Below are 20,942 nucleotides of genomic sequence, written 5' to 3' on the forward strand. Positions count from 1 at the left end.
AGACTGGAATGAGTGCTTGGCGCAATGCGCCATCAGAGATTTATGAATAGGGAAGCGACCGGCCAAAGCCGGAAGCGAACGTTTGCGGGATCGTCTTTTACCCGCTGAGAGGAATTCAAAGGGTATGGCTAACGATTATCGCGACAGCTCAGGTAAGGGACGAGGGGAGGCCGGCAAGTCCGGTTTCCGCCGCAACGATAATGGCGGAGACTTCCGCCGTAATGACCGTCGAGATGGTGACTTCAAGCGTCGCGATGATCGCGGTGAGCGCCGTGAGGGCGGCTTCAACCGCGACCGCCGTGACGACAACCGTGGCGGGGACTTCCGTCGCAATGACCGTCGTGATGGTGACTTCAAGCGTCGTGATGATCGCGGTGAACGTCGCGAAGGTGGCTTCAACCGCGACCGCCGTGACGACAACCGTGGCGGAGATTTCCGTCGCAACGATCGTCGCGACGACAATCGCGGTGGTGACTTCAAGCGTCGCGATGACCGAGGTGAGCGCCGCGAGGGCAGCTTCAACCGCGACCGCCGTGACGACAACCGCGGCGGCGACTTCCGCCGTAACGACCGTCGTGACGGTGACTTCAAGCGTCGCGACGACCGCGGTGAGCGCCGCGAAGGTGGCTTCAACCGCGACCGTCGCGACGACAACCGTGGTGGCGATTTCCGTCGGAACGACCGTCGTGACGGTGACTTCAAGCGTCGTGACGACCGAGGTGAGCGCCGCGAGGGCGGCTTCAACCGCGACCGCCGCGACGACAACCGCGGCGGCGACTTCCGCCGTAACGATCGTCGCGACGACAACCGCGGCGGAGACTTCAAGCGTCGTGACGACCGCGGAGAGCGCCGCGAGGGCGGCTTCAACCGCGACCGTCGTGAGGACAACCGCGGCGGAGACTTCAAGCGTCGCGATGACCGCCGTGATGGCGGGTTCAAGAAGCGCGATGGCCAGCGCGGCAAGGACGGCTTCAAGCGCTCGGCTGGACGCCGCGACGATGAGACTCCGGCCACCGAGCAGTACCGTGCCCACAACCCAGGCGACCTGCGCATTTCCAACCGCGCAGACCGCGATGCATCCCCGGATATCGATGAGGATGTCACCGGCAAGGAACTAGACAAGGTGACCCTGGCGCAGTTGCGTTACCTCGATGACCGCAACCGCGGTTGGGTGGCCAAGCACCTGGTGATGGCCGGCCGTCTCCTCGACGTCGACCCTGAGCTTGCCTACCAGCACACGATGGCTGCATCCCGTCGCGGCGGTCGCGTGGCAGTAGTTCGTGAAGCAGTGGGCATTGCCGCGTACCACGCCGAGCGATTTGCCGACGCTGTGCGCGAATTGCGCACCCACCGCCGCATCAGCGGTTCGAATGAGAACGTAGCGTTGATCGCCGATGCATTGCGCGGCATGGGTCGTCCGCAGAAGGCCATTGAAATGGCCCGCGAGGAAGACCTCAGCGAATTGCCGGTGGCGATGCGCGTCGAGATGCATATGGTGGTCGCCGGTGCCTACGCCGACCTCGGACAGCTGGATAAGGCCGTGGCCGAGCTTGAAGCACTGCCGCAGCTGGACTTCAACCGCGCCTACAGCTACAGCCCGCGCCTGTTCACCGCCTACGCCGACCTGCTTTCGACCGTCGGTCGTGCCGAGGAAGCAAAGCGCTGGAACGCTCAGGTCGCCGTGGCCGAAGAAGCACTCGGCGTGGATAACTCGATGGACTCCTTCATCATCGACCTTGCTCCGGAAATGGACGAGGAAGAGCAGACTCCGCGCGCCAAGGATCTGGTGGAAGCTGAGGAGTCTGCTAACGACGCCGATGCAGCGGCGGAGCAGTCCGCCGACGAAGATGATTTGGTAGCCTCGGACAAGACTGGCGAGCAGGGGATTGACGAGGAAGACGGGCTGAACGAAGTTCCGTCAACCGACGAGCAGTCCGAGACGAACTAAGAGGTATGAGCACGCATGCTGATTTCGGGGTATGACGCGGTCCTGGCCGACCTAGATGGTGTGGTGTATGCCGGCCCGCAGGCCATTGATGGCGCAGTGGAGGCGTTGAATACGCTCGCGGAGATCGAAGTTTCGTTGGCCTTCGTGACGAATAACGCGGGACGTTCGCCGATGTCGGTAGCGGTTCACCTGCGCCAGCTCGGGGTGAATACGACCGCCGAGCAGGTGTTTGGTTCGGCCGATGCCGGCGCCGAGATGCTCGCTCGCGAGCTCAACCCGGAAGCCAAGGTGCTGGTTGTCGGCTCGCCCTACCTGCGCGAATGCGTATCCATTCGTGGCATGGAGGTTGTCGAGTCGCACACCGATGAGCCGGACGCGGTCATCCAGGGTTTCGACCCCGACGTGTCTTGGCGGCACCTTTCCGAAGCCAGTTTTGCGATCGCGCGCGGTGCCCGTTGGGTGGCGACGAATACCGACCTGACCATTCCGCGTGCCGAGGGCATTGCCCCGGGCAACGGTTCGCTGGTGGCGTGCGTGCAGCGCGCCACCGGGGTGAACCCGCTCGTGGCCGGCAAGCCGGAGCCGTACCTGTTCCGGCGAGCAGCCGAACGCACCGACTCGCGTCGTCCCCTGGTGGTTGGCGACCGGTTGGACACCGATATTTTAGGTGCCAACCGGGCCGGTTTTTCCTCGGCACTCGTGCTGACCGGGGTCGATTCGCCGCGTGAAGCGCTCGGCGCCCCGGCCGAGGAACGTCCAAAGTATCTGATTCGCTCCTTGTCTGAGCTCTATCAGCCATACCCCACCATCCAGGTGCTGGGTCATGGCGTACAGGTGGGCGAGGCAGTGGCCCGCGTGCAGGATGACCGCGTCTTGGTCACCGGAAACGACAGCGACCTCGACTCCTGGCGCGCGGCGTGCAACGCCTGGTGGTTGGCTCATCCGCATAGCGCTGAGGCGAATGACCCGACCGTGGAATTCACCAGCCAGTCGCTGTCCACTCTGCGGGCGGGCGCCCGATGACTAGCGTGCCCCCGGTGCCCGGCCTACCCGGGTCGGGTGCCGAGACGCCAAGCGATGCCTCGATTGAGCAACGCCTTCAGGAACTTGCGGGATTGGATGTGACCGAGCATCCCGCCCGCTACGAGCAACTCCTCACCGGATTGCAGCAGGCACTGAAAAGCACGGAGCGTGGGGCATGAATCGGCTCGATATGGAGTTGGTGGCGCGCGGTCTGGCACGCTCCCGGACCGAGGCCGCCAAACTCATTGAGGCGGGTCTCGTGCAAGTCGACGGGCACCCGTCCACCAAGGCGTCCAAAAAGATTGCCGCGCAGATCCCGATCAGCGTCGCGCAGGATAGCTCCACCCAGTACGTTTCACGAGCCGGTCATAAACTCGCCGGTGCACTGGACCATTTCGGCTCATTGAATCCCGCCGGGGTTCGCGCGCTGGACGCAGGGGCCTCCACGGGTGGATTTACCGATGTACTGCTTCGTCGCGGAGCCGCCCACGTGGTGGCGGTCGATGTCGGACATGGACAACTTGTCGACGAAATTCGTTTTGACGAGCGCGTGAGCGTGCACGAGGGGCTGAACGTGCGCTACCTGGACCCCGCGGATATCGGCGGTGAAGTCGATTTGGTGGTTGCAGACCTATCCTTTATTTCCCTCCGGCTCGTGCTCGAGGCGTTAGCCGGGGCCACCCGGGCAGGCGGTGACCTGCTGTTGATGGTCAAACCGCAGTTTGAGGTCGGCAGGGAACATGTGGGTAAAACCGGCGTGGTGAGCTCGCCGGAGTTGCGCCGTAGTGCCGTGGAGCAGGTGGTACAGGCAGCGTTGCAGGTCGGGCTCGGCTTGGCCGGGCTGGGACGCAGCCAGCTACCCGGGCAGGACGGCAACGTTGAATTCTTCGCCTGGTTCCAAAAAACCACGGCACCAGGTCCACAGACGGGCTTAATGGAACAAATGTTCGGTTCCGTTGACTATTCTTAGTGATGAACTGCTTGGCGATGGCTGGCCACGGACGCTCCGCGGCCTGGCTATCTGTCGGGCGTAACCAGACTGAGAGGGGCCCCGCGCCGTGCGCCGCATTCTAATCTTCACCCACACGGGACGAAAAGACGCGATTGCCGCCGCCATCGAGACCAGCGCCCTGCTCTATGAAGCCGGGGTTGTCCCGGTGATGCGCAAGGCCGACCAAGAGGCCGTGATGGCCGCCGCGGCCGACCACGATGCCGAACATATCCCGGTGCATATCCTCGATGAGGATTGCACCCTGGACGATGTTGACCTCGGCGTGGTGCTCGGTGGCGATGGTTCGGTGCTGCGCGCCGCTGAAATGGTGCGTTCCGCAGACTTACCCCTCGTGGGCGTCAACCTGGGGCACGTGGGATTCTTGGCCGAGGCCGAATCCAGCGAATTAGCCAGTACGGTCCGCCAACTGGTGGCAGGGGACTACACCGTCGAGGAACGCATGGCCATCGAGGTCAGCGTGTGGCGCGAGAATGTCTGCCTCGGACAGACCTGGGCGCTGAACGAGGCAGCGGTGGAAAAGGCCAACCGCGAGCGCATGATCGAAGTGGTGATCGAGGTCGATGGCCGTCCGATTTCCACCTTCGGCTGCGATGGCGTGGTGATGGCGACCCCGACCGGATCGACGGCCTACGCCTTTTCCGCCGGCGGCCCGGTGGTCTGGCCGGAGGTCTCGGCTTTGATCATGATGCCGATTAGCGCGCACGCACTCTTTGCCAAGCCGATGGTTATCGCCCCGACCTCGATCATGGCCGTGGAAATTCTTACCCGCACCGACGCCGAAGCCGTGCTCTGGTGCGACGGCCGCCGTACCGTGGACCTGCCGCCCGGAGCTCGTGTCGAGGCAACCCGCAGCGACACTCCGGTGAAACTGGCCCGCTTGAGCACCATCCCGTTCTCCGAGCGACTGGTCAACAAGTTTGAGCTACCCATCCAGGGGTGGCGCGGCCCAGCTCGCGGAGATCTGCGCCGTCAGGCCACGCAGTCCTTGCCGTTCCTGTCCCCGGCGGTCCACGTGGTGGAACCGCAGCATAAGGACGAGCCCGGCCCACCTTTGATCGTGCACGACGATTCGACGCGCACCAGCAACTAGGAGCACGCCTTGATTCAGGAAATTTCGATCTCGAACCTGGGCGTGATTTCCCAGGCGACCTTGCCGCTTGGACCCGGGCTGACCGTTGTCACCGGTGAAACCGGCGCGGGTAAGACCATGGTCATCACCGCACTTGCCTTGCTCTTGGGGCGCCGCGCTGACGCCGGCGCCGTGCGCACCGGGGCCAAGCACGCCTTGGCCGAAGCTGTCATACACCTCGAGCACGATCACCCGGTGCTCGAAGCGGCCAGCCATGCCGGAGCGTTTATCGACCAAGACGAAGCCCACAGCGAACTGCTGTTAACCCGTTCGTTGTCCGCCACGGGACGTTCCAAAGCCACCATCGGTGGACGTAGCGCCCCGGTCGGCCTGCTCGCGGAGCTTGGCCAAGAGTTGGTGGCGGTCCATGGCCAGTCGGATCAGATCCGACTCAAGGAGCCCGCCGCGCAACGTGACGCCCTGGATCGCTTCGCCGGAACCGGCTTCGGACGTACCCTGAGTCGTTACCAGCGCGCCTACCGGCAGTGGCGTTCCTCCAGCAAGGAACTGACCACCCTGAAACAGGAGTCCCGTGACCGGGTGCGTGAGGCCGAGAATCTGCGGTTGGCGCTGGCCGAAATTGAGGCGGTCGACCCACAGCCGGGGGAGGACGAATCGCTACGCGAGATGTCCATCAAACTGGGCAATGTGGAATCGTTGCGAACCGCCGCCACACAGGCTCGATCGCTTATCGACTCGGAAGACTTCGAGAACCCAGGGATCTCCACTCTGATTGAGTCGGCGCGCGGCGTTCTGGCGCAGGCCAGTGGCGATGACGCGGCCTTGGCCGGATTTGCCGAGCGGGCCGCCGAGCTAGGGATTCTCGCCTCGGAGCTTTCCAGCGATATGTCTGGCTATCTCGCCGATCTGGACGAGGAAGGGCCCGAACGCTTGGCCCAGATCGAATCGCGGCGTGCCGAATTGAGCAAACTGGTCCGCAAATACGCACCGAGTGTTGATGAGGTGCTCGCCTGGGCCGAATCCTCGGCTCGCCGTCTCGAGGAGCTTGGCGACGACTCGAACCGGATCGAGGAGTTGGAACTCCAAGTGACCGAGCTGGAGCAGACCGTAGGCTCGCTGGCCGCGGAACTCAGCGCGGCTCGCGCCAAGGCCGCGGCAACGCTGTCACGTCGAGTCAGCGACGAACTGACCGCATTGGCGATGCCCGATGCCAAGCTGGTCATCGAGCTCACCGAACTCGAGGAGCCCGGTGCCTTCGGGCAGGACGCGGTGAATATGATGTTGGCGCCGCATCCCGGGGCCGCCCCACGCGCCCTCGGTAAGGGAGCCAGCGGCGGCGAGCTGTCCCGTGTCATGCTGGCCATCGAGGTGGTGTTGGCCGCCGTGGATCCGGTGCCTACCTTCGTCTTCGATGAGGTGGATTCCGGAGTCGGCGGCAAGGCCGCGGTGAGCATCGGGGAACGACTGGCGATGCTGGCTAAGCACGTGCAGGTCATCGTGGTCACGCACCTGCCTCAGGTGGCGGCCTACGCCAACAATCACATTCGGGTGATCAAGAGTTCCGGCAAGGGTGGCGCCGGGGAAGCGGGCTTCACCGCTAGCGATGTGGTGCAGTTGGCCGACGACGAACGGGTCCAAGAGCTCGCGCGCATGCTCGCCGGCCAGGAGGACTCCGACACGGCCCGCGCCCACGCCGAAGAGCTCCTCGAATCGGCCCGCCAGCTGGTGGCCGCGCTGTAATATCCGGCACCTTCTGGGCTGCCACCCGGAGCGGAATCCATGCTCACTGCCGGAGGGCACATGCGTTGCTCCCCGGCAGTCGGTGCCATCACCCATGGCGAGACACCCCAGTGTTTCCGCGCCAAATGCGAGGAACGGGACCGTGCTCGGCCGTCGCTGAGCGATCCCGTGTCCGCCGCGTCGGGTGCCGGAATGTGAAGTTTGTTCTCCGCCATGGCCGAGGTGCCGTAGAGTTTCTCGTAGTGTTCGAATCCAAGTTGGTGATAGGATGAAATCCCGTGGTGCAGCGTAATACTTCTCGTGATTCCCGGTCGTCTGAAACGACAAAGCATATCTTCGTCACCGGCGGTGTGGCCTCTTCCCTGGGTAAGGGATTGACGGCATCCAGCCTTGGACATCTTCTTCGAGCCCGTGGTCTTTCCGTGACTATGCAGAAGCTCGACCCCTACTTGAACGTGGACCCGGGGACCATGAACCCCTTCCAGCACGGCGAGGTCTTCGTGACCGACGACGGTGCGGAAACCGACCTCGACATCGGACACTACGAACGCTTCTTGGATGAGAACCTCCCCGGTAGCGCCAACGTAACCACCGGTCAGGTGTACTCCACCGTTCTCGAACGTGAGCGCCGCGGCGAATACCTGGGCGACACCGTTCAGGTCATCCCGCATATCACCGACGAAATTAAGCGTCGTATGCGCTTGGCAGCCACCGAACCAGGGGCCGGCAAAACCGCCCCGGATGTGATCATCACCGAAATTGGTGGCACCGTCGGCGACATCGAATCGCAGCCATTCCTCGAAGCCGCCCGTCAGGTCCGTCAGGACATTGGGCGCAAGAACGCATTCTTTGTGCACGTTTCGTTGGTGCCGTTCATTGGCCCGAGCCACGAGCTGAAGACCAAGCCGACGCAGCACTCCGTTGCCGCGCTGCGTTCCATCGGTATCCAGCCCGAGGCGCTAGTGATCCGCTCGGATCGTCCGATCCCGGACGAGATGCGTGCCAAGCTCGGCCGCACCTGCGATGTGGACGCAGAGGCAGTCATTAACTGCCCCGACGCCCCGAGCATCTACGACATCCCGAAGGTTATTCACGCCCAGGGCCTCGACGCCTACATCGTGCAGACCCTCGACATGAAGTTCCGCGACGTGGACTGGGACGATTGGGACCGCCTGCTCGATGTGGTGCACAACCCGAAGCACCATGTCACCGTGGGGCTGGTCGGCAAATACATCGACCTGCCCGATGCCTACCTATCGGTGACCGAGGCACTGAAGGCCGGCGGCTTCGCCAATGACGCGAAGGTGGAGATCCGTTGGATCCCATCGGATAATTGCGCGACCGAGTCCGGCGCACGTACCGAGCTCTCCGACGTCGACGCCATCTGCGTGCCCGGCGGCTTCGGCATCCGCGGCCTCGAAGGTAAGCTCGGCGCTCTCAAGTTTGCCCGTGAGAACAAGATCCCGACCCTGGGCCTGTGCCTTGGCCTGCAGTCCATGGTGATCGAGTACGCCCGCAATGTGGCCGGACTCGAAGGGGCCTCGTCCACGGAGTTCGATCCCCAGAGCCCGGTTCCGGTGATCGCGACCATGGAAGAGCAGCTGGCCATCGTCGATGGTCAGGGCGATTTGGGTGGCACCATGCGTCTGGGTCTCTACGACGCAAAGCTTGCCGAAGGGTCGGTGATCGCCACTACCTACGGTCGCACCGAGGTGGCCGAACGTCACCGTCACCGTTATGAGGTCAACAACGCCTACCGTGAGCAGCTGGAAGAAGCCGGTCTGGTCTTCGCCGGTACCTCTCCGGACGGTAGCTTGGTCGAGTTCGTTGAACTGCCCGCCGAGACGCACCCGTACTACGTCTCGACGCAGGCTCACCCCGAGCTGTCCAGCCGCCCGACGCGTCCGCACCCGCTGTTCGCCGGTTTGGTGAACGCGGCGCTGGAAGTACGCGGCGCGAAGTAGCAAATGTCTAGCGGCCCGTCGAAGTTCTCTTCGGCGGGCCGCCGTGCTTTCTAGGCCCATTGAATGTGCCCTCACCCCGCGAAAAGGAACATGATGCAGTCACAGCAAAACTCGGAGGCAACCGAGAACGTCTTCGGTGACGAGATCTCGGAACGTCAGGTACTGGCGCGTGAAACCGTCTATGAGGGACGTATCTGGAACGTGCTCCACGACTCCGTGGAGCTTTCCGAAGACGGCCCGGTTATCGAACGAGACTACATCGAGCATCCCGGGGCCGTGTGCGTGGTCGTACTCGATGACCAGGACCGGGTCTTGCTCATCAACCAGTACCGCCATCCGGTGGGCATGCGGTTATGGGAGCTTCCCGCCGGACTGCTTGACGTGGCCGGAGAACCACCGTTGGCTGCGGCGCAGCGTGAACTTTGGGAAGAGGCCGACCGCACCGCCGGACAGTGGTCGGTGTTGACCGACCTGTTCCTTTCTCCGGGGTCTTCCTCCGAAGCGATACGCATCTTCTTGGCCCGCGAACCGCAGTTGGTGGCCGAAGATCAGCGTCATGAGCGCACCGACGAGGAAGCAGAAATGCAATTCGCGTGGGTGCCCCTGGAGCAGGCCGTCAAGGCGATACTCGACGGGCGCATCCACAACCCGGCCGCCATCGCCGGAGTGCTGGCTGCCAGTGCCGCACGCGATGCAGGCTACGCATCCCTGCGCCCGGCCAACGCAGAGTTCACCGCACACCCGAACTACCGTTAAGCGTTTTCGTGACCCCCATGCCGTCCGAACCTGCCTCCGAGGGTTCCGCCTTCGCCGCGAGAACTAGCTGGCGCCTGGAAGACCTGCCGGCTGACCATGCCTCCGCGCTACGTGAGTACCTGCAACATGTGGGCATTGAACGCGGTCTGGCCGCGAACACCTTGGCCTCCTACCGCAGGGACCTGGTTCGTTATCTCGGGGCATTGACCGAGCGCGGCATTCGCAGCCCCGGCGGCATCACGCCGGAGGCGGTCACCGGTTATTTGCAGCAGCTGGCCCGTGGCACCGCGGAGCAGCCGGCCCTCTCGGCGCGCTCTGTTGCTCGTCATACCGTGGCCTTGCGCCAGCTTCACAAGTTCTGGGAACTCGAGGGTACCTGCCTGCCGAATCCGGCCCGCGAGGTCCAGCCCCCGGCCTACCCCCAGGCCCTGCCTAAAGCTATCGACATCGATCAGGTCACCGCGCTGCTCGAAGCAGTGACCGGCGATACGCCGGCGGCTCTTCGGGACCGGGCCATTGTCGAACTGCTGTATTCCACCGGGGCTCGCATCACCGAGCTGATCGAGCTGGACGTCGACGATCTGCATTTGGCCGAACGCGGCGTGGTGCGCCTGACCGGTAAGGGATCGAAACAGCGGCTGGTGCCGGTGGGCAGCTACGCGCGCACCGCCCTTGACGAGTATCTGGTCCGGGCCCGACCCGGGCTGGTGGCCAAGGGCAAAGGCACTCCGGCGCTCTTCGTGAATCAACGCGGTGGGCGGCTCTCGCGCCAGTCGGTGTGGTTGTTGCTGAACAAGGCCGCGAAGCAGGCCGAACTCGGGGTGGAAATCTCTCCGCATACCCTGCGTCATTCATTTGCCACCCACCTCTTGCAGGGTGGGGCCGATGTGCGTGTGGTTCAAGAACTGTTGGGGCACGCTTCGGTCACCACGACCCAGCTTTACACTAAGGTCACCATTGCCACGCTGCGCGACGCTTACCTACAGGCACATCCCCGTGCCCGCTAAGGTAGCACCGCAGATCAACCCGAGCACCGAGGGGGAGTACCGCCGATGACCCGGCCGCCGCAGCCTGTTGCGCTGACCTTGTTGACCCGCGACACCACTCGGGGGCGCCAAGAAGTGCTCCTTGGCCTCAAGCTCCGTGGGTTTGGCGCCGGGAATATGGTGGCCCCAGGCGGGAAGCTGGAACCCGGCGAACTGCCGGTACAGGCCGCGGCCCGCGAGCTACAGGAAGAAACCGGCTACCAGGTTTCCACCGAGGACCTGACTCATGTGGCCACCATTCGGTTCCGGTTCCCCGCTCAACCGCTGGCCGACATGGACTGCCAGGTCTTTGCGGCCAGCCGCTTCGGCGGCGAGCTGACCTCCAACGTGGAATTGCGCCCCCAGTGGTTCGGCACCGATGAGTTGCCGGTGCAGCGCATGTGGCAGGACGCCGCCCGATGGCTGCCACGGATCCTGGCGGGGGAGCGCTTCACCGCCACCGTGCAGATGGCCACCGATAACGTGCAGGTCGATGCGGTCGACTTCGAACTCTGGTAGTTCCGCGGCGGGCGGCCCCTAGCCAAGCTATCTCTGCCGGTGCATGATGGACGGAGCACACAGCACTGCGTCGAGGGAGAGAAGATGGCACGCGTCGGCGACCCAGTATGGATCGATCTTGCATATCGTGACCCCAAGGAATTTGCCGAGTTTTACGCGGGGCTTTTCGGCTGGCGTAGCGAGGACATGGGCGAGGATTTCGGCCACTACCAGATGCTGTCCACGCCCGATGGCACGATGATCGGCGGTGCCGCGGGACCGCAACCCGGCGCCCCGCAGGAACCCGTGGGCTGGAATGTGTATTTGGCCGCGGAGCACCTCGAGGAGCTTCTTGCGCAGGTCCCGGCCGCCGGCGGCATGGTGCTCGACGAGGCCATGCCGGTTGGCGAATTAGGCACCATGGCACGGGTAGCGACCCCTTCGGGGGCCAGCGTGGGATTGTGGCAGCGGGACGAATTCGCCGGTTTCGGTGCCGAAGCAACCCAGGGCACCCCGGTCTGGTTCGAACAGATGAGTCAGGGGTACGCGGCCGATGTGGAGTTCTACCGGCAGACCCTGGGCTGGGAGCCTGCCGAAATCGAAGGCGGCTTAAACTATGTGACGAATCGACCGGAACGCGAAGCCACCGCCGGGCTCTGCGACGCCGCCGGTTTCCTGCCCGCCTCGGCCGGTTCCTACTGGCGGGTCTATTTCCAGTGCGACGATGTCGACACCGGGGTGGAACGGGTGATCGAACTCGGCGGCGCGTTGTTGGATGGCCCTATGGATTCCCCCTTTGGGCGGCTGGCCACGGTGGCCGACCGTGAGGGCGGTTCCTTCCAAATCATCGCCTCCGCCGCGCGTTAAACAGATGTGGCCCGCACCCCGAAGCAGGGGCGCGGACCGCATCTGTCGGAGCGGTTAGAACGAGCGCTGCTCCGGACCGTTATAGGCCGAGAGCGGACGAATGAGCGCATTTGACGTCCGCTGCTCCATGATGTGGCTGGTCCAGCCGGTGATGCGCGCGGCGATGAACAGCGGAGTGAACATCTCGGTGTCGAAACCCATCAGGTGGTAGGTCGGACCGGCCGGGTAATCCAGGTTCGGCTGGATTCCCTTGGCCTCGTCCATGGCCACCTGCAGCCCGTCGTAGAGACCGAGGATTTCGTCGCGCGAGTAGTACTCGATCATGCGGTCGAGGGCGGCCTTCATGGTCGGCACCCGGGAATCGCCGTGCTTGTAGACGCGGTGGCCGAAGCCCATGACCTTCTTCTTTTCACTCAGCGCCTTCTCCATCCACGCCTTGGCGCGGGCGGCCGCCTCTTCACGGGATTCGTTCTTATCGATACCGATCTCGTCGAAGGTGTGCATCACCGCTTCGTTGGCCCCGCCATGCAGCGGGCCCTTCAAGGCACCGATGGCGCCGGTGACGGCCGAATGCAGATCCGCCAGCGTCGAGGTGATGACACGGGCCGCGAAGGTGGAGGCGTTAAAGGAGTGCTCCGCGTAGAGCACCATCGAGACGCGGAAGGCGTCGACAACCTCTTCGGCGGCCTCCTCCCCGAAGGTCATCCACAGGAAGTTCTGGGCATAGTTCAGATCCTCGCGCGGTTCGACGAGCTCGAGCCCGCGCCGCCGGCGCTGATCGTAGGCGACCACGGCCGGGAAGGCCGCGAACAGTTCCTTGGCCTTGCGCAGTTCGGCTTCCGGGGAGGAATCCGAGGCCAGCGGGTGGTTCGCCCCGATGACCGACACCGCGGTGCGCGCGGTATCCATGGGGTGGCAGTCTACCGGCAAGAGGTCGATCGCCGCCTTGACGCGCGAGTCCAGGGCCCGGTTGGCGCGCTCGAAGGCGCAAAATTCCGAGCATTCCACTTCGCTGGGCAATTCACCGTTCCACAGCAGTAGCGCCACTTCTTCGAAGGACTTAGCCGCGGCCAGATCCTGTACCGGGTAGCCACGGTAGAGCAACGAGTTGGTCTCCGGGTTGACCTTGGAAATCGCGGTGTAGTCCACCACGACGCCGGCCAGTCCCTTTTTGATGTCCTCGGTCATTGTGCGTGCCCCTCCTACAGGTTGGCGTTGTTGGTGTCGATGTCCAGCCCGGGTACCTGAAAGTTGAAGATGCCCGTGTCGAACCGGTTGTAGGCTTCGTAGTCGACCAGCTCGTATAAGCGTGACCTAGTTAACATGCTATCCACTTCGCGCTGCTGTGTGCCCTCGGCACTGATCGCGTCGAGCACTCGTTCGGCGGCACCCATGGCGCTGCGCAAAAGGGTCACGGGATAAATGATCATCGCCACCCCGGCTTCGGCGAGCTGCTCACGGGTGAACAGCTCGGATTTGCCGAACTCGGTCATATTCGCCAGCACGGGGACGTCGACGGCCTTGCAGACCGCTTCAAACTCCGCGAGGTCCTTCATGGCCTCCGGGAAGATCGCGTCGGCACCGGCGTCGACCATGGCCTTGGCCCGGTCGATCGCAGCCTCAAGCCCGGCGACGGCCCGAAGGTCGGTGCGCGCCATGATGAGGAAGTTTTCGTCGATACGGGCATCGGCGGCCGCGGCGATGCGTTTGAGCATGGTGTCGGTGTCCACCACGTTCTTCCCGTCGAGATGCCCGCAGCGTTTCGGATTGAACTGATCCTCGATGTGGCAACCGGCCAGACCCGCGTACTCCAGCTCCTGCACGGTGCGGGCCACGTTCATCGGTTCACCGAATCCTGTGTCGGCATCCACGATGGCCGGCAGATCACTCATTCGTGCGATCTGCCCGGCCCGGGTGGCCACCTCCGTCAGCGAGGTCAGCCCGATGTCGGGTAGCCCCAGCTCGTTGGCCAGCACCGCGCCCGAAATGTAGATCCCGTCGAAGTTTTTCTCGGCAATCAGTTTGGCCGAGAGGGGGTTGAACGCGCCGGGGAACTGCCGGGCCGCACCCGGGGTGAGCATCTCGCGCAGCGCCCGCCGCTTGGCGGCCGGGGTGGTGGTCGTATACAACATTTAGAACAGTCCCTTGGGGGCGTTGTTCACGTCGACGACGCCGGGAGCGGCGAGGATGTTCAGCGCGTCCAGTTCGCCGGCGCCCAAGTTCTCCAGGTTCTCGACCGCGGCGAGGAAGCGCTCGATTTCGGCCTCTTCGACCAGACCGGCGGCGAGGGTGCGGAACTTGTTGATGTATTGTTCGCGGGCGAACGGCCGTGCCCCCAGCGGGTGGGCGTCGGCGACCGCAATTTCATCGGTAATCACGCGCCCGTCGGACAGAGTGATCTCCACGCTGCCGCCGAAGGCCTTCTCGGAAATATCCAGCGAGTGGTAGCGCCGGGTCCACTCGGGGTCTTCCTCGGTGGTGACCTTGTGCCAGAGTTCCACGGTATCCGGCCGGGCGGCGCGCTCCGGGGCATAGGAATCGACGTGGTGCCAGGCGCCGTCCTGCAGGGCGACGGTGAAAATGTAGGGAATCGAGTGATCCAGGGTCTCGCGCGAGGCCCGCGGATCGTATTTCTGCGGGTCGTTCGCCCCGGAGCCAATCACATAGTGGGTGTGGTGGCTGGTCTTGATGAGGATCGAGGTGACATTGGCCGGGTCGGTCAGCTCAGGGTGCTGCCCGTGCAGCTTGCGGGCCAGATCGATCCAGGCTTGGGCTTGGTACTCCGCGGAATGCTCCTTGGTGTAGGTGTCCAATATGGCACGCTTGGCCTCGCCGGGCTCCGGCAGGGGTACCTCGTAGGCGGCGTCGGGTCCGTCGAGCATCCATGCGATCACCCCGTCTTCGCCTTCATAGATCGGCACCGGGGAGGTCTGTCCGCGTAGCGCGCGATCGGCGGCCTCGACGGCCATCTTTCCGGCGAAGGCCGGCGCATGCGCCTTCCAGGTGGAGATTTCTCCCTTACGCGACTGGCGGGTGGCGGTGGTGGTGTGCAGGCCCTGGCCGACGGCTTGGAAGATGGTTTCGACGTCCATCCCCAGCAGCGTTCCGATGCCGGCCGCCGCCGAAGGGCCCAGGTGCGCGACGTGGTCGATCTTGTGCTTGTGCAGGCAGATGGCCTTGACCAGGTTGACCTGGATTTCGTAGCCGGTGGCGATGGCGCGCAGCAGCTGTTCCCCGGAGGCGCCGGTGTGCTGGGCGACCGCCAGAATCGGCGGGATGTTATCGCCCGGGTGCGAGTAGTCGGCCGCGAGGAAGGTGTCGTGGTAGTCCAGTTCGCGTACCGCTACACCGTTGGCCCAGGCCGCCCATTCGGGGGAGACCTTCTGTTCGATGCCAAAGACGCTGGCCCCGGCCCCGCCAGTGGACGGAGCGTGGGTCAGCGCCTGCGCGCGGGCCGCAACAATCGGGGCACGGTTCAGCGAGGCGATAGCCACCGAGGCGTTGTCGATGATGCGGTTGATGATCATCTCCTTGACCTCCTCGGTGAGCGCGACCGGATCGGCGGCGACCCGGGCGATCTTATGGGCCAGTTGTTCTTCGCGAGGCAGGTTCTCTTCCGAGCGGTAAACGCGGACGGGGTGCTTGATCATTGGCTTCCTTCCATGACGGTGGCGTGGCTAGAAATATGGGTCAGTGAGCGGTGTAGATGCACCGTGGTACTCGCCGCGGCTAGGGTGTCATCTCCGCTGGCGATGGCACGAGCGATGGCTTCATGTTCGCGGGCCGATTCGGTCAGCCGCGGTAGGTGGTCCTTGGCCATGCGGCGCACGCGTTGCAGGTGTACGCGCAGGGAGCGGAGGGCCCCGGTGAGGTAGTGGTTCGCGGCGGCCGCGTCGATGTGCGCATCGAGGTCGGCAACGAGCTTGTAGTAGGTTTCGCGGCCCACCCCATCGGGCAGTTCTTCGGCGGCGCGGGCGAAGAGTTCGGCCAATTCGCCGAAGTGGGGCCGGTGCTCGTCGTTGCGTGCCGCGAGCCGGGCGGCTTCGCATTCGAGCAGTCGGCGTAGCGCGAATAGGTCGTGCAGGTGTTCGGCGGAGACCTCCGAGACCACGATGCCGCGGCCGCGCTGGGGTGCGGCCAGTCCGTCGGCCACAAGTTTGGCCAGTGCCTCACGGACCGGAGTGCGCGAGACGTTGAAGCGTTCGGAGATATCCACCTCGGCGAGCATGGTGCCTGGTTCGAGCGCCCAGTTCACGATGTCTTCGCGTAGTGCGGTGTAAACCTTCTCGCTGGCTCTCATAGGGCCAGTGTATACACAATATGGCAGCTTGCGAGGATTTTCCCGGATTTTCTCGCCGAACGATCCGGTTTTGTATACACCGTGGGCGGGGCGTCAGTTTTTCCGGGCGCGATATTGGTACTCCGGGCGCCCCCGTGAACCGTGCCGTGGCTCCTTCAGAGCCTGGCCGGTATCGGTGAGATACTCCAAATAGCGGCGCGCGGTCACCCGACTTTGCCCCAGCTCTTCGGCCAGTTCGGCCGCCGAGTATGCCTCGGTGCTCGCACTGAGGCGCCCGAGCACCTGGGCGAGGGTTTCGGGGATGAGTCCCTTGGGCAAGGTGCTGGCGACCGGCGTGCTGCGCAGGGCCGAGAACGCCGAATCCACCATCCGCTGATCGGTGTCCGACCGCGGAGTGCCCAGCGCGGCGCTAAAGCTGCGATGGTTCTCCAGCTTTTCTGCAAAGGCCGCAAAGCTAAAGGGCTTGATCAGGTATTGCGTGATCCCGGTGGCCACCGCGGAACGAACGACCGCTACATCGCGTACCGCCGTGATCGCAATGATGTCGATGGTCAACCCCAGGCCCCGGATGCGCCGGGCCACGTCGATGCCATGCAGATCCGGCAAGGTCATATCCAGTAAGACCAGGTCGAAGTCAGCGCCCGAATCCGCCAGTAGCGTCAGGGCCTGTTGCCCGCTGGTGGCAACGGCCGCCACGGTAAATCCGGGGACCCGTTCGACGTAGTCCCGGTGGGCGGCCGCGGTCTGCGCGTCGTCGTCGACCACAAGCACCCTGATCGCAGGGGTATCGCTAGCGGAGGGGTGTTTATCGGGGTTCATGGGTTCCTGCGCTCGGTGGGCTCGGCGGGGTGGTGGGGAAGTGGCAAGGTGACCGTGAAGATCGCCCCGGCATCATTGTCGATATGTAAGCTGCCGCCCAGCCGGGCGACCGCTTGCTGCACGAGCGCCAAGCCGAAACCCCGTGGGCGCTCGCCGGGTTTCGAACTAACACCGAGACGCAAGACGCGGTCGATGAAGGCCGGGTCGATTCCGGCACCGGAATCCGCGACCTCGATCATAACCTCCGTGGCCAGCGTGGTGACTTCGAGGTAGACGGTTGCTTCGGCGGTCCCCACCGAGGCATCGAGCGCATTATCGAGCAGGTTGCCCACGATGGTAATCAGGTCACTGGCGTCGAGCAGGTCCGGTGCCAGTGTGCCACTGGTGGTGATGCGCAGCGACACTCCTCGCTCGTGGGCCTCGGCGGTTTTGGCCACCAGCAGACTGGAGAGATAGGAATCGTCGATTCCGCCCACGAGCCGGTCGGTGAGTGCCTGAGCGTTACTCTGATCGAGCAGGGCAAAGTCGCGGGCCTTTTCGGCCTGGCCGTTCTCGATCATCGTGACAATAGTGTGCAGGCGGTTCGCATGCTCATGGGTTTGGGCGCGCAGCGCCAAGGTGAGGGTCTGCAGGGACTGGACCTGACCGGTGAGTTCCTGGACTTGGCTCAGATCGCGCATGCTCACCACGTACCCGATGCGCAGCGGATCGTGCCGGGTCACTAGTGCTCGACGGCGCCGCCTGCGTTTGCTGAGCAGTTCGGCCTCGACGGTCGCCGCCGCCTGCGAGGTGGCAATCGCTCCGGTGTCGGTGAGCAGGAGTTCGTCGGTGGCGGCACGGCCGGTGAGCATCAGGTCGAGCAGCGGTTCGGGTACCGATAGGGTTCGCGGATCAAGTCCTTGTGGTGGTAGCGGCTGTGGCAGATTGAGAATGCGCGCGGCCTCGTCGTTGTTCAGCACAATCCGATGGCGGTTATCCAACAGGACTAGTCCTTCGCGGACCGAATGCAGCGCGGAAAAGTAGAAGGCGTAGAGCCGCTTCAAGCCACCGGGGCCAAAGCCCAGGGTTGCCCGTTGGACATACCGCGAATAGGCCCAGGCTAAGAGTGCGGCCAGTGTGAACACCGCCAGACTGACCACGATCAATTGCGGCACCGTGTCGTAGTACAGGTCGCGCAGTGACTGTAGCGTCACTCCCACTGCCACCATGCCCACAATCTCGCCACTGGCACTATGCACCGGGGTGATCGCCCGCACCGAAGGACCAAGCGTGCCGGTGTATTGCTCAACCTGAGTTTCCCCGCGCAGCGCCTGCTCGATGGACCCAATATAGGGTTCACCGATCCGCCGTGGATCCGGGTGGGTCACGCGTAGCCCTTCCGGGGTCATCACGGTAATGAAATCCACCGTGCCGGCGCGCTGACGTAGCCGTTCCACATAGGGCTCGAGACGTCGGGACGGGTCGGGCTCTTCCAACGTTTCTCGGATGAATGGATCGTTGGCCAAACTTAGCGCCACGGTGGCAACCAGCGCCTTACGATCCTCGGTGACCGTATGGCGTTGCCGGTCGAAGGAGAGCACACCCAAGACGCCGACGGTGAGAATCGCAATGACCAATTGCAGGGCAAAGATACGTGCGGCGAAATTCCACGATTCGCGGGTCAGACCGGCGTGACGTTGCAGATGGGCCATCGGTGCCCGGGGATTACGAATTTTCACCTGTCCGCCGCCTTCCTGATCGCTAACCGCGTGCTCAGACGCCGCCATGTTCAATATGAACGCAAATGAGACCCTGATCACCTTAGCGCGCAGGATAGGTGACGAACTACTTGAGTCCGCCGTGACGACCACCGAGTCGACACCGGCGCCTCACATCATCGTGTAGCACCAAGGAGCACGCTATGGCCCAGACCATGACTCGGAACCCCGAGCCGCAACAACCCACCAAGCGCCGCAAGGATCGCACCCACTGGCTGTATATCGCGGTGATTGCCGCAGTGGTCCTCGGGGCCACGCTTGGCCTCGTGGCTCCGGAAGTCGGTAAGGCGCTCAAACCGCTGGGTACCGGCTTCGTGGCCTTGATCAAGATGATTATCGCCCCGGTCATTTTCTGCACGATTGTGCTGGGCATTGGCTCTATCGCCAAAGCAGCCACCGTGGGGAAAGTCGGCGGTCTGGCGATGCTGTACTTCTTGGCCATGTCCACCCTTGCACTGGGGATCGGTCTGCTCGTGGGTAACGTGATCCACCCGGGTGAGGGGCTGGAGCTTTCTCCGTACCAGTCCGGAGGTGGCCAGGAAAATGCGACCGTTGCCTTCCTGCTCGAAATGATCCCCGGTGACATTCCGGTGCTACCCACTTTGGTTCTGGCGATCCTCGTGGGCTTCGCCTTGCAGTCCATGGGGGAAGCCGGCAAGCCGGTGATCACCGCGGTGAAGAACATTCAGCTGGTTGTTTTCAAGATCATGATGATGATCATGTGGATCGCTCCGATCGGTGCCTTTGGTGCGATCGCCGCCGTGGTGGGTGCCACCGGATGGGCCGCAATCGGCTCGATGGCCATTCTGATGGGCGCGTTCTACCTCACCTGCGCCCTGTTCATCACCGTCATCCTCGGCTCCCTGCTGCGTCTGGTGACCGGCCTGAACATTTTCGCCTTGCTGAAGTACTTGGCCCGGGAATACCTGCTGATCTTCTCGACGTCCTCCTCCGAGTCCGCCCTGCCGCGGCTCATCGCCAAGATGGAACATGCCGGTGTCTCCAAGCCGGTCGTAGGTATCACCGTGCCCACCGGTTACTCCTTCAACCTCGACGGCACCGCGATCTACCTGACCATGGCCGCATTGTTTGTCTCGACCGCGATGAATATGCCGATGAACCTCGGCGAGCAGATCGGTCTGCTGGTGTTCATGATCATCGCCTCCAAGGGAGCGGCCGGTGTCACCGGCGCGGGACTGGCGACCCTCGCCGCAGGCTTGCAAGCGCACCGTCCGGAGCTGCTCGGCGGGATGGGCGTCATCGTGGGTATCGACAAGTTCATGTCCGAGGCTCGTGCGCTGACCAACTTCACCGGCAACGCGGTGGCCACCTTGCTCATCGGCAAGTGGACCGGCGAGCTGGATATTGCTCAGGCTCGTGCCGTGCTTGGCGGAGAGCGGCCCTTCGACGAAACCAGCATGGACGTGACGGCCCACTAGAAGGGAAGAACGTCGTAATAACGCTGCTACACGGTGCCTCGCACCGTGCAGCAGCGTTATTGTGTGTGGGCGATCGGTCCATTACTGGTCGCCGTGCGCAGTTCTGTGCGGAGTCGTGGAGGTCTACGATCCTGTCATGAACGAAAACTTGCCGGCCTCGGCCCGCGAACTGACCGACGATGACTGGGCCCTGCTCGCGCTCGCCGAACACACCATCGAGAGCAACACCGATGCTGATCCCGGGCAAGACGGGCGGCACACCATGGCCGCGGCGCTGGTTGCCGGCGATGGATCGCGACATAGCGCGGTAAACCTGTACCACTTCACCGGGGGACCCTGCGCGGAGCTTGTCGTGCTCGCCGCCGCGCGGGCCGCCGGGGCTCGCGATCCGCAAGTGATCGTGGCGGTGGGCAATCACGGTCGCGGCGTCAAAAGTCCCTGCGGCCGGTGCAGGCAGGTAATCGCCGATGCCTACCCGACGATCCGGGTGATTGTGCCGACTTCCTCGGGCCCACGCAGCGTGGCCGCTGAGGACCTGTTGCCGTTGGCTTTCGATCACGCGGCCGAGCAAATTTCCGCCGCCGCACCACATTCAGCTGACCCCCAAGCTTTGAGTTAAGGTTCAAGGTAAAGGCTCGCCGTGACGGGCAAAAACGACGAATCTTGTCGTACTCACGCCATAAACTTGAGGGTAAGTACGTACC

The 20,942-nt window shown here is 63.8% G+C and carries 20 protein-coding genes; 13 read left to right on the forward strand and 7 right to left on the reverse strand.

All coding sequences use genetic code 11. The annotated features are described in order from the left end of the window. Window positions 1-148 precede the first annotated feature (148 nt). The gene (locus ACYU0X_RS05990; RefSeq protein WP_461902427.1) at window positions 149-1,033 is read right to left on the reverse strand and encodes a hypothetical protein; all 885 of its coding nucleotides are present in this window, start codon (window positions 1,031-1,033) and stop codon (window positions 149-151) included. 90 nt (window positions 1,034-1,123) lie between these two features. On the opposite strand from ACYU0X_RS05990, the gene ACYU0X_RS05995 reads away from it, so the two are divergent. From ACYU0X_RS05995 to ACYU0X_RS06045, 11 genes are all read left to right on the forward strand, one after another. Continuing rightward, window positions 1,124-1,948: a tetratricopeptide repeat protein gene (locus ACYU0X_RS05995; RefSeq protein WP_418908863.1), complete on the forward strand. Its 825-nt coding sequence runs from the start codon at window positions 1,124-1,126 to the stop codon at window positions 1,946-1,948. Between the two features lie 15 nt (window positions 1,949-1,963). After that, on the forward strand, window positions 1,964-2,971 hold the full coding sequence (locus ACYU0X_RS06000; RefSeq protein ID WP_461902428.1) for an HAD-IIA family hydrolase: 1,008 nt from the start codon (window positions 1,964-1,966) through the stop codon (window positions 2,969-2,971). Continuing rightward, entirely contained in the window at window positions 2,968-3,150 is a 183-nt protein-coding gene (locus ACYU0X_RS06005; protein WP_461902429.1) for a hypothetical protein, read from the forward strand. The genes ACYU0X_RS06000 and ACYU0X_RS06005 overlap by 4 nt, the downstream gene beginning before the upstream one ends. Further along, entirely contained in the window at window positions 3,147-3,941 is a 795-nt protein-coding gene (locus ACYU0X_RS06010) for a TlyA family RNA methyltransferase (protein ID WP_461902430.1), read from the forward strand. The genes ACYU0X_RS06005 and ACYU0X_RS06010 overlap by 4 nt, the downstream gene beginning before the upstream one ends. Before the next feature lie 88 nt (window positions 3,942-4,029). Next, window positions 4,030-5,073 (forward strand): NAD kinase, encoded by a 1,044-nt coding sequence (locus tag ACYU0X_RS06015; protein WP_461902431.1) that lies wholly within the window; start codon window positions 4,030-4,032, stop codon window positions 5,071-5,073. Between the two features lie 9 nt (window positions 5,074-5,082). Further along, entirely contained in the window at window positions 5,083-6,813 is a 1,731-nt protein-coding gene (gene recN, locus ACYU0X_RS06020) for a DNA repair protein RecN (protein ID WP_461902432.1), read from the forward strand. Between the two features lie 278 nt (window positions 6,814-7,091). Then, window positions 7,092-8,777 carry a CTP synthase gene (locus ACYU0X_RS06025; protein WP_418908867.1) on the forward strand — a complete coding sequence of 562 codons (1,686 nt, stop codon included), beginning with the start codon at window positions 7,092-7,094 and terminating at the stop codon, window positions 8,775-8,777. 90 nt (window positions 8,778-8,867) lie between these two features. Beyond that, a complete protein-coding gene (locus ACYU0X_RS06030; protein WP_418908868.1) occupies window positions 8,868-9,533 on the forward strand; it encodes an NUDIX domain-containing protein in 666 nt (221 codons plus the stop codon). A 17-nt stretch (window positions 9,534-9,550) separates the two neighbouring features. Further along, complete coding sequence (locus ACYU0X_RS06035; RefSeq protein WP_461902433.1) at window positions 9,551-10,540, forward strand: site-specific tyrosine recombinase XerD; 990 nt, start codon at window positions 9,551-9,553, stop codon at window positions 10,538-10,540. A 45-nt stretch (window positions 10,541-10,585) separates the two neighbouring features. After that, the gene (locus ACYU0X_RS06040; protein ID WP_461902434.1) at window positions 10,586-11,077 is read left to right on the forward strand and encodes an 8-oxo-dGTP diphosphatase; all 492 of its coding nucleotides are present in this window, start codon (window positions 10,586-10,588) and stop codon (window positions 11,075-11,077) included. An 84-nt stretch (window positions 11,078-11,161) separates the two neighbouring features. Further along, entirely contained in the window at window positions 11,162-11,923 is a 762-nt protein-coding gene (locus ACYU0X_RS06045) for a VOC family protein (protein WP_461902435.1), read from the forward strand. A 54-nt stretch (window positions 11,924-11,977) separates the two neighbouring features. On the opposite strand, the gene ACYU0X_RS06050 is transcribed toward ACYU0X_RS06045, so the two are convergent. The 6 genes from ACYU0X_RS06050 to ACYU0X_RS06075 form a co-directional block, all read right to left on the reverse strand. After that, entirely contained in the window at window positions 11,978-13,111 is a 1,134-nt protein-coding gene (locus ACYU0X_RS06050) for a bifunctional 2-methylcitrate synthase/citrate synthase (RefSeq protein ID WP_461902436.1), read from the reverse strand. Between the two features lie 14 nt (window positions 13,112-13,125). After that, complete coding sequence (gene prpB / locus ACYU0X_RS06055) at window positions 13,126-14,055, reverse strand: methylisocitrate lyase (protein ID WP_418908873.1); 930 nt, start codon at window positions 14,053-14,055, stop codon at window positions 13,126-13,128. Then, on the reverse strand, window positions 14,056-15,573 hold the full coding sequence (locus tag ACYU0X_RS06060; RefSeq protein WP_418908874.1) for an MmgE/PrpD family protein: 1,518 nt from the start codon (window positions 15,571-15,573) through the stop codon (window positions 14,056-14,058). Next, window positions 15,570-16,223, reverse strand: coding sequence for a GntR family transcriptional regulator (locus tag ACYU0X_RS06065; protein ID WP_418908875.1), 654 nt, complete (start codon window positions 16,221-16,223; stop codon window positions 15,570-15,572). The genes ACYU0X_RS06060 and ACYU0X_RS06065 overlap by 4 nt, the downstream gene beginning before the upstream one ends. Window positions 16,224-16,316: 93 nt before the next feature. Then, the gene (locus tag ACYU0X_RS06070; RefSeq protein ID WP_418908876.1) at window positions 16,317-17,042 is read right to left on the reverse strand and encodes a response regulator; all 726 of its coding nucleotides are present in this window, start codon (window positions 17,040-17,042) and stop codon (window positions 16,317-16,319) included. After that, the gene (locus tag ACYU0X_RS06075) at window positions 17,039-18,760 is read right to left on the reverse strand and encodes an ATP-binding protein (protein ID WP_461902437.1); all 1,722 of its coding nucleotides are present in this window, start codon (window positions 18,758-18,760) and stop codon (window positions 17,039-17,041) included. Before ACYU0X_RS06075 ends, ACYU0X_RS06070 begins: the two co-directional genes overlap by 4 nt. A 182-nt stretch (window positions 18,761-18,942) precedes the next feature. Between ACYU0X_RS06075 and ACYU0X_RS06080 the strand changes: the two genes are divergently transcribed. Continuing rightward, window positions 18,943-20,238, forward strand: coding sequence for a cation:dicarboxylate symporter family transporter (locus ACYU0X_RS06080; RefSeq protein WP_461902438.1), 1,296 nt, complete (start codon window positions 18,943-18,945; stop codon window positions 20,236-20,238). A gap of 136 nt (window positions 20,239-20,374) precedes the next feature. After that, window positions 20,375-20,857 (forward strand): cytidine/deoxycytidylate deaminase family protein, encoded by a 483-nt coding sequence (locus tag ACYU0X_RS06085; protein WP_461902439.1) that lies wholly within the window; start codon window positions 20,375-20,377, stop codon window positions 20,855-20,857. Window positions 20,858-20,942: the final 85 nt, after the last annotated feature.

The sequence above is a fragment of the Glutamicibacter sp. X7 genome (assembly GCF_054889245.1).

What these genes read in the sequence shown, in the direction of transcription:
- ACYU0X_RS06000 (WP_461902428.1), top strand. Translation starts at nt 1,964, where the DNA reads ATGCTGATTTCGGGGTATGACGCGGTCCTGGCCGACCTAGATGGTGTG.
- ACYU0X_RS06005 (WP_461902429.1), top strand. Translation starts at nt 2,968, where the DNA reads ATGACTAGCGTGCCCCCGGTGCCCGGCCTACCCGGGTCGGGTGCCGAG.
- ACYU0X_RS06010 (WP_461902430.1), top strand. Translation starts at nt 3,147, where the DNA reads ATGAATCGGCTCGATATGGAGTTGGTGGCGCGCGGTCTGGCACGCTCC.
- ACYU0X_RS06030 (WP_418908868.1), top strand. Translation starts at nt 8,868, where the DNA reads ATGATGCAGTCACAGCAAAACTCGGAGGCAACCGAGAACGTCTTCGGT.
- ACYU0X_RS06035 (WP_461902433.1), top strand. Translation starts at nt 9,551, where the DNA reads ATGCCGTCCGAACCTGCCTCCGAGGGTTCCGCCTTCGCCGCGAGAACT.
- ACYU0X_RS06040 (WP_461902434.1), top strand. Translation starts at nt 10,586, where the DNA reads ATGACCCGGCCGCCGCAGCCTGTTGCGCTGACCTTGTTGACCCGCGAC.
- ACYU0X_RS06045 (WP_461902435.1), top strand. Translation starts at nt 11,162, where the DNA reads ATGGCACGCGTCGGCGACCCAGTATGGATCGATCTTGCATATCGTGAC.
- ACYU0X_RS06050 (WP_461902436.1), bottom strand. Translation starts at nt 13,111, where the DNA reads ATGACCGAGGACATCAAAAAGGGACTGGCCGGCGTCGTGGTGGACTAC.
- prpB (WP_418908873.1), bottom strand. Translation starts at nt 14,055, where the DNA reads ATGTTGTATACGACCACCACCCCGGCCGCCAAGCGGCGGGCGCTGCGC.
- ACYU0X_RS06060 (WP_418908874.1), bottom strand. Translation starts at nt 15,573, where the DNA reads ATGATCAAGCACCCCGTCCGCGTTTACCGCTCGGAAGAGAACCTGCCT.
- ACYU0X_RS06065 (WP_418908875.1), bottom strand. Translation starts at nt 16,223, where the DNA reads ATGAGAGCCAGCGAGAAGGTTTACACCGCACTACGCGAAGACATCGTG.
- ACYU0X_RS06070 (WP_418908876.1), bottom strand. Translation starts at nt 17,042, where the DNA reads ATGAACCCCGATAAACACCCCTCCGCTAGCGATACCCCTGCGATCAGG.
- ACYU0X_RS06080 (WP_461902438.1), top strand. Translation starts at nt 18,943, where the DNA reads ATGGCCCAGACCATGACTCGGAACCCCGAGCCGCAACAACCCACCAAG.
- ACYU0X_RS06085 (WP_461902439.1), top strand. Translation starts at nt 20,375, where the DNA reads ATGAACGAAAACTTGCCGGCCTCGGCCCGCGAACTGACCGACGATGAC.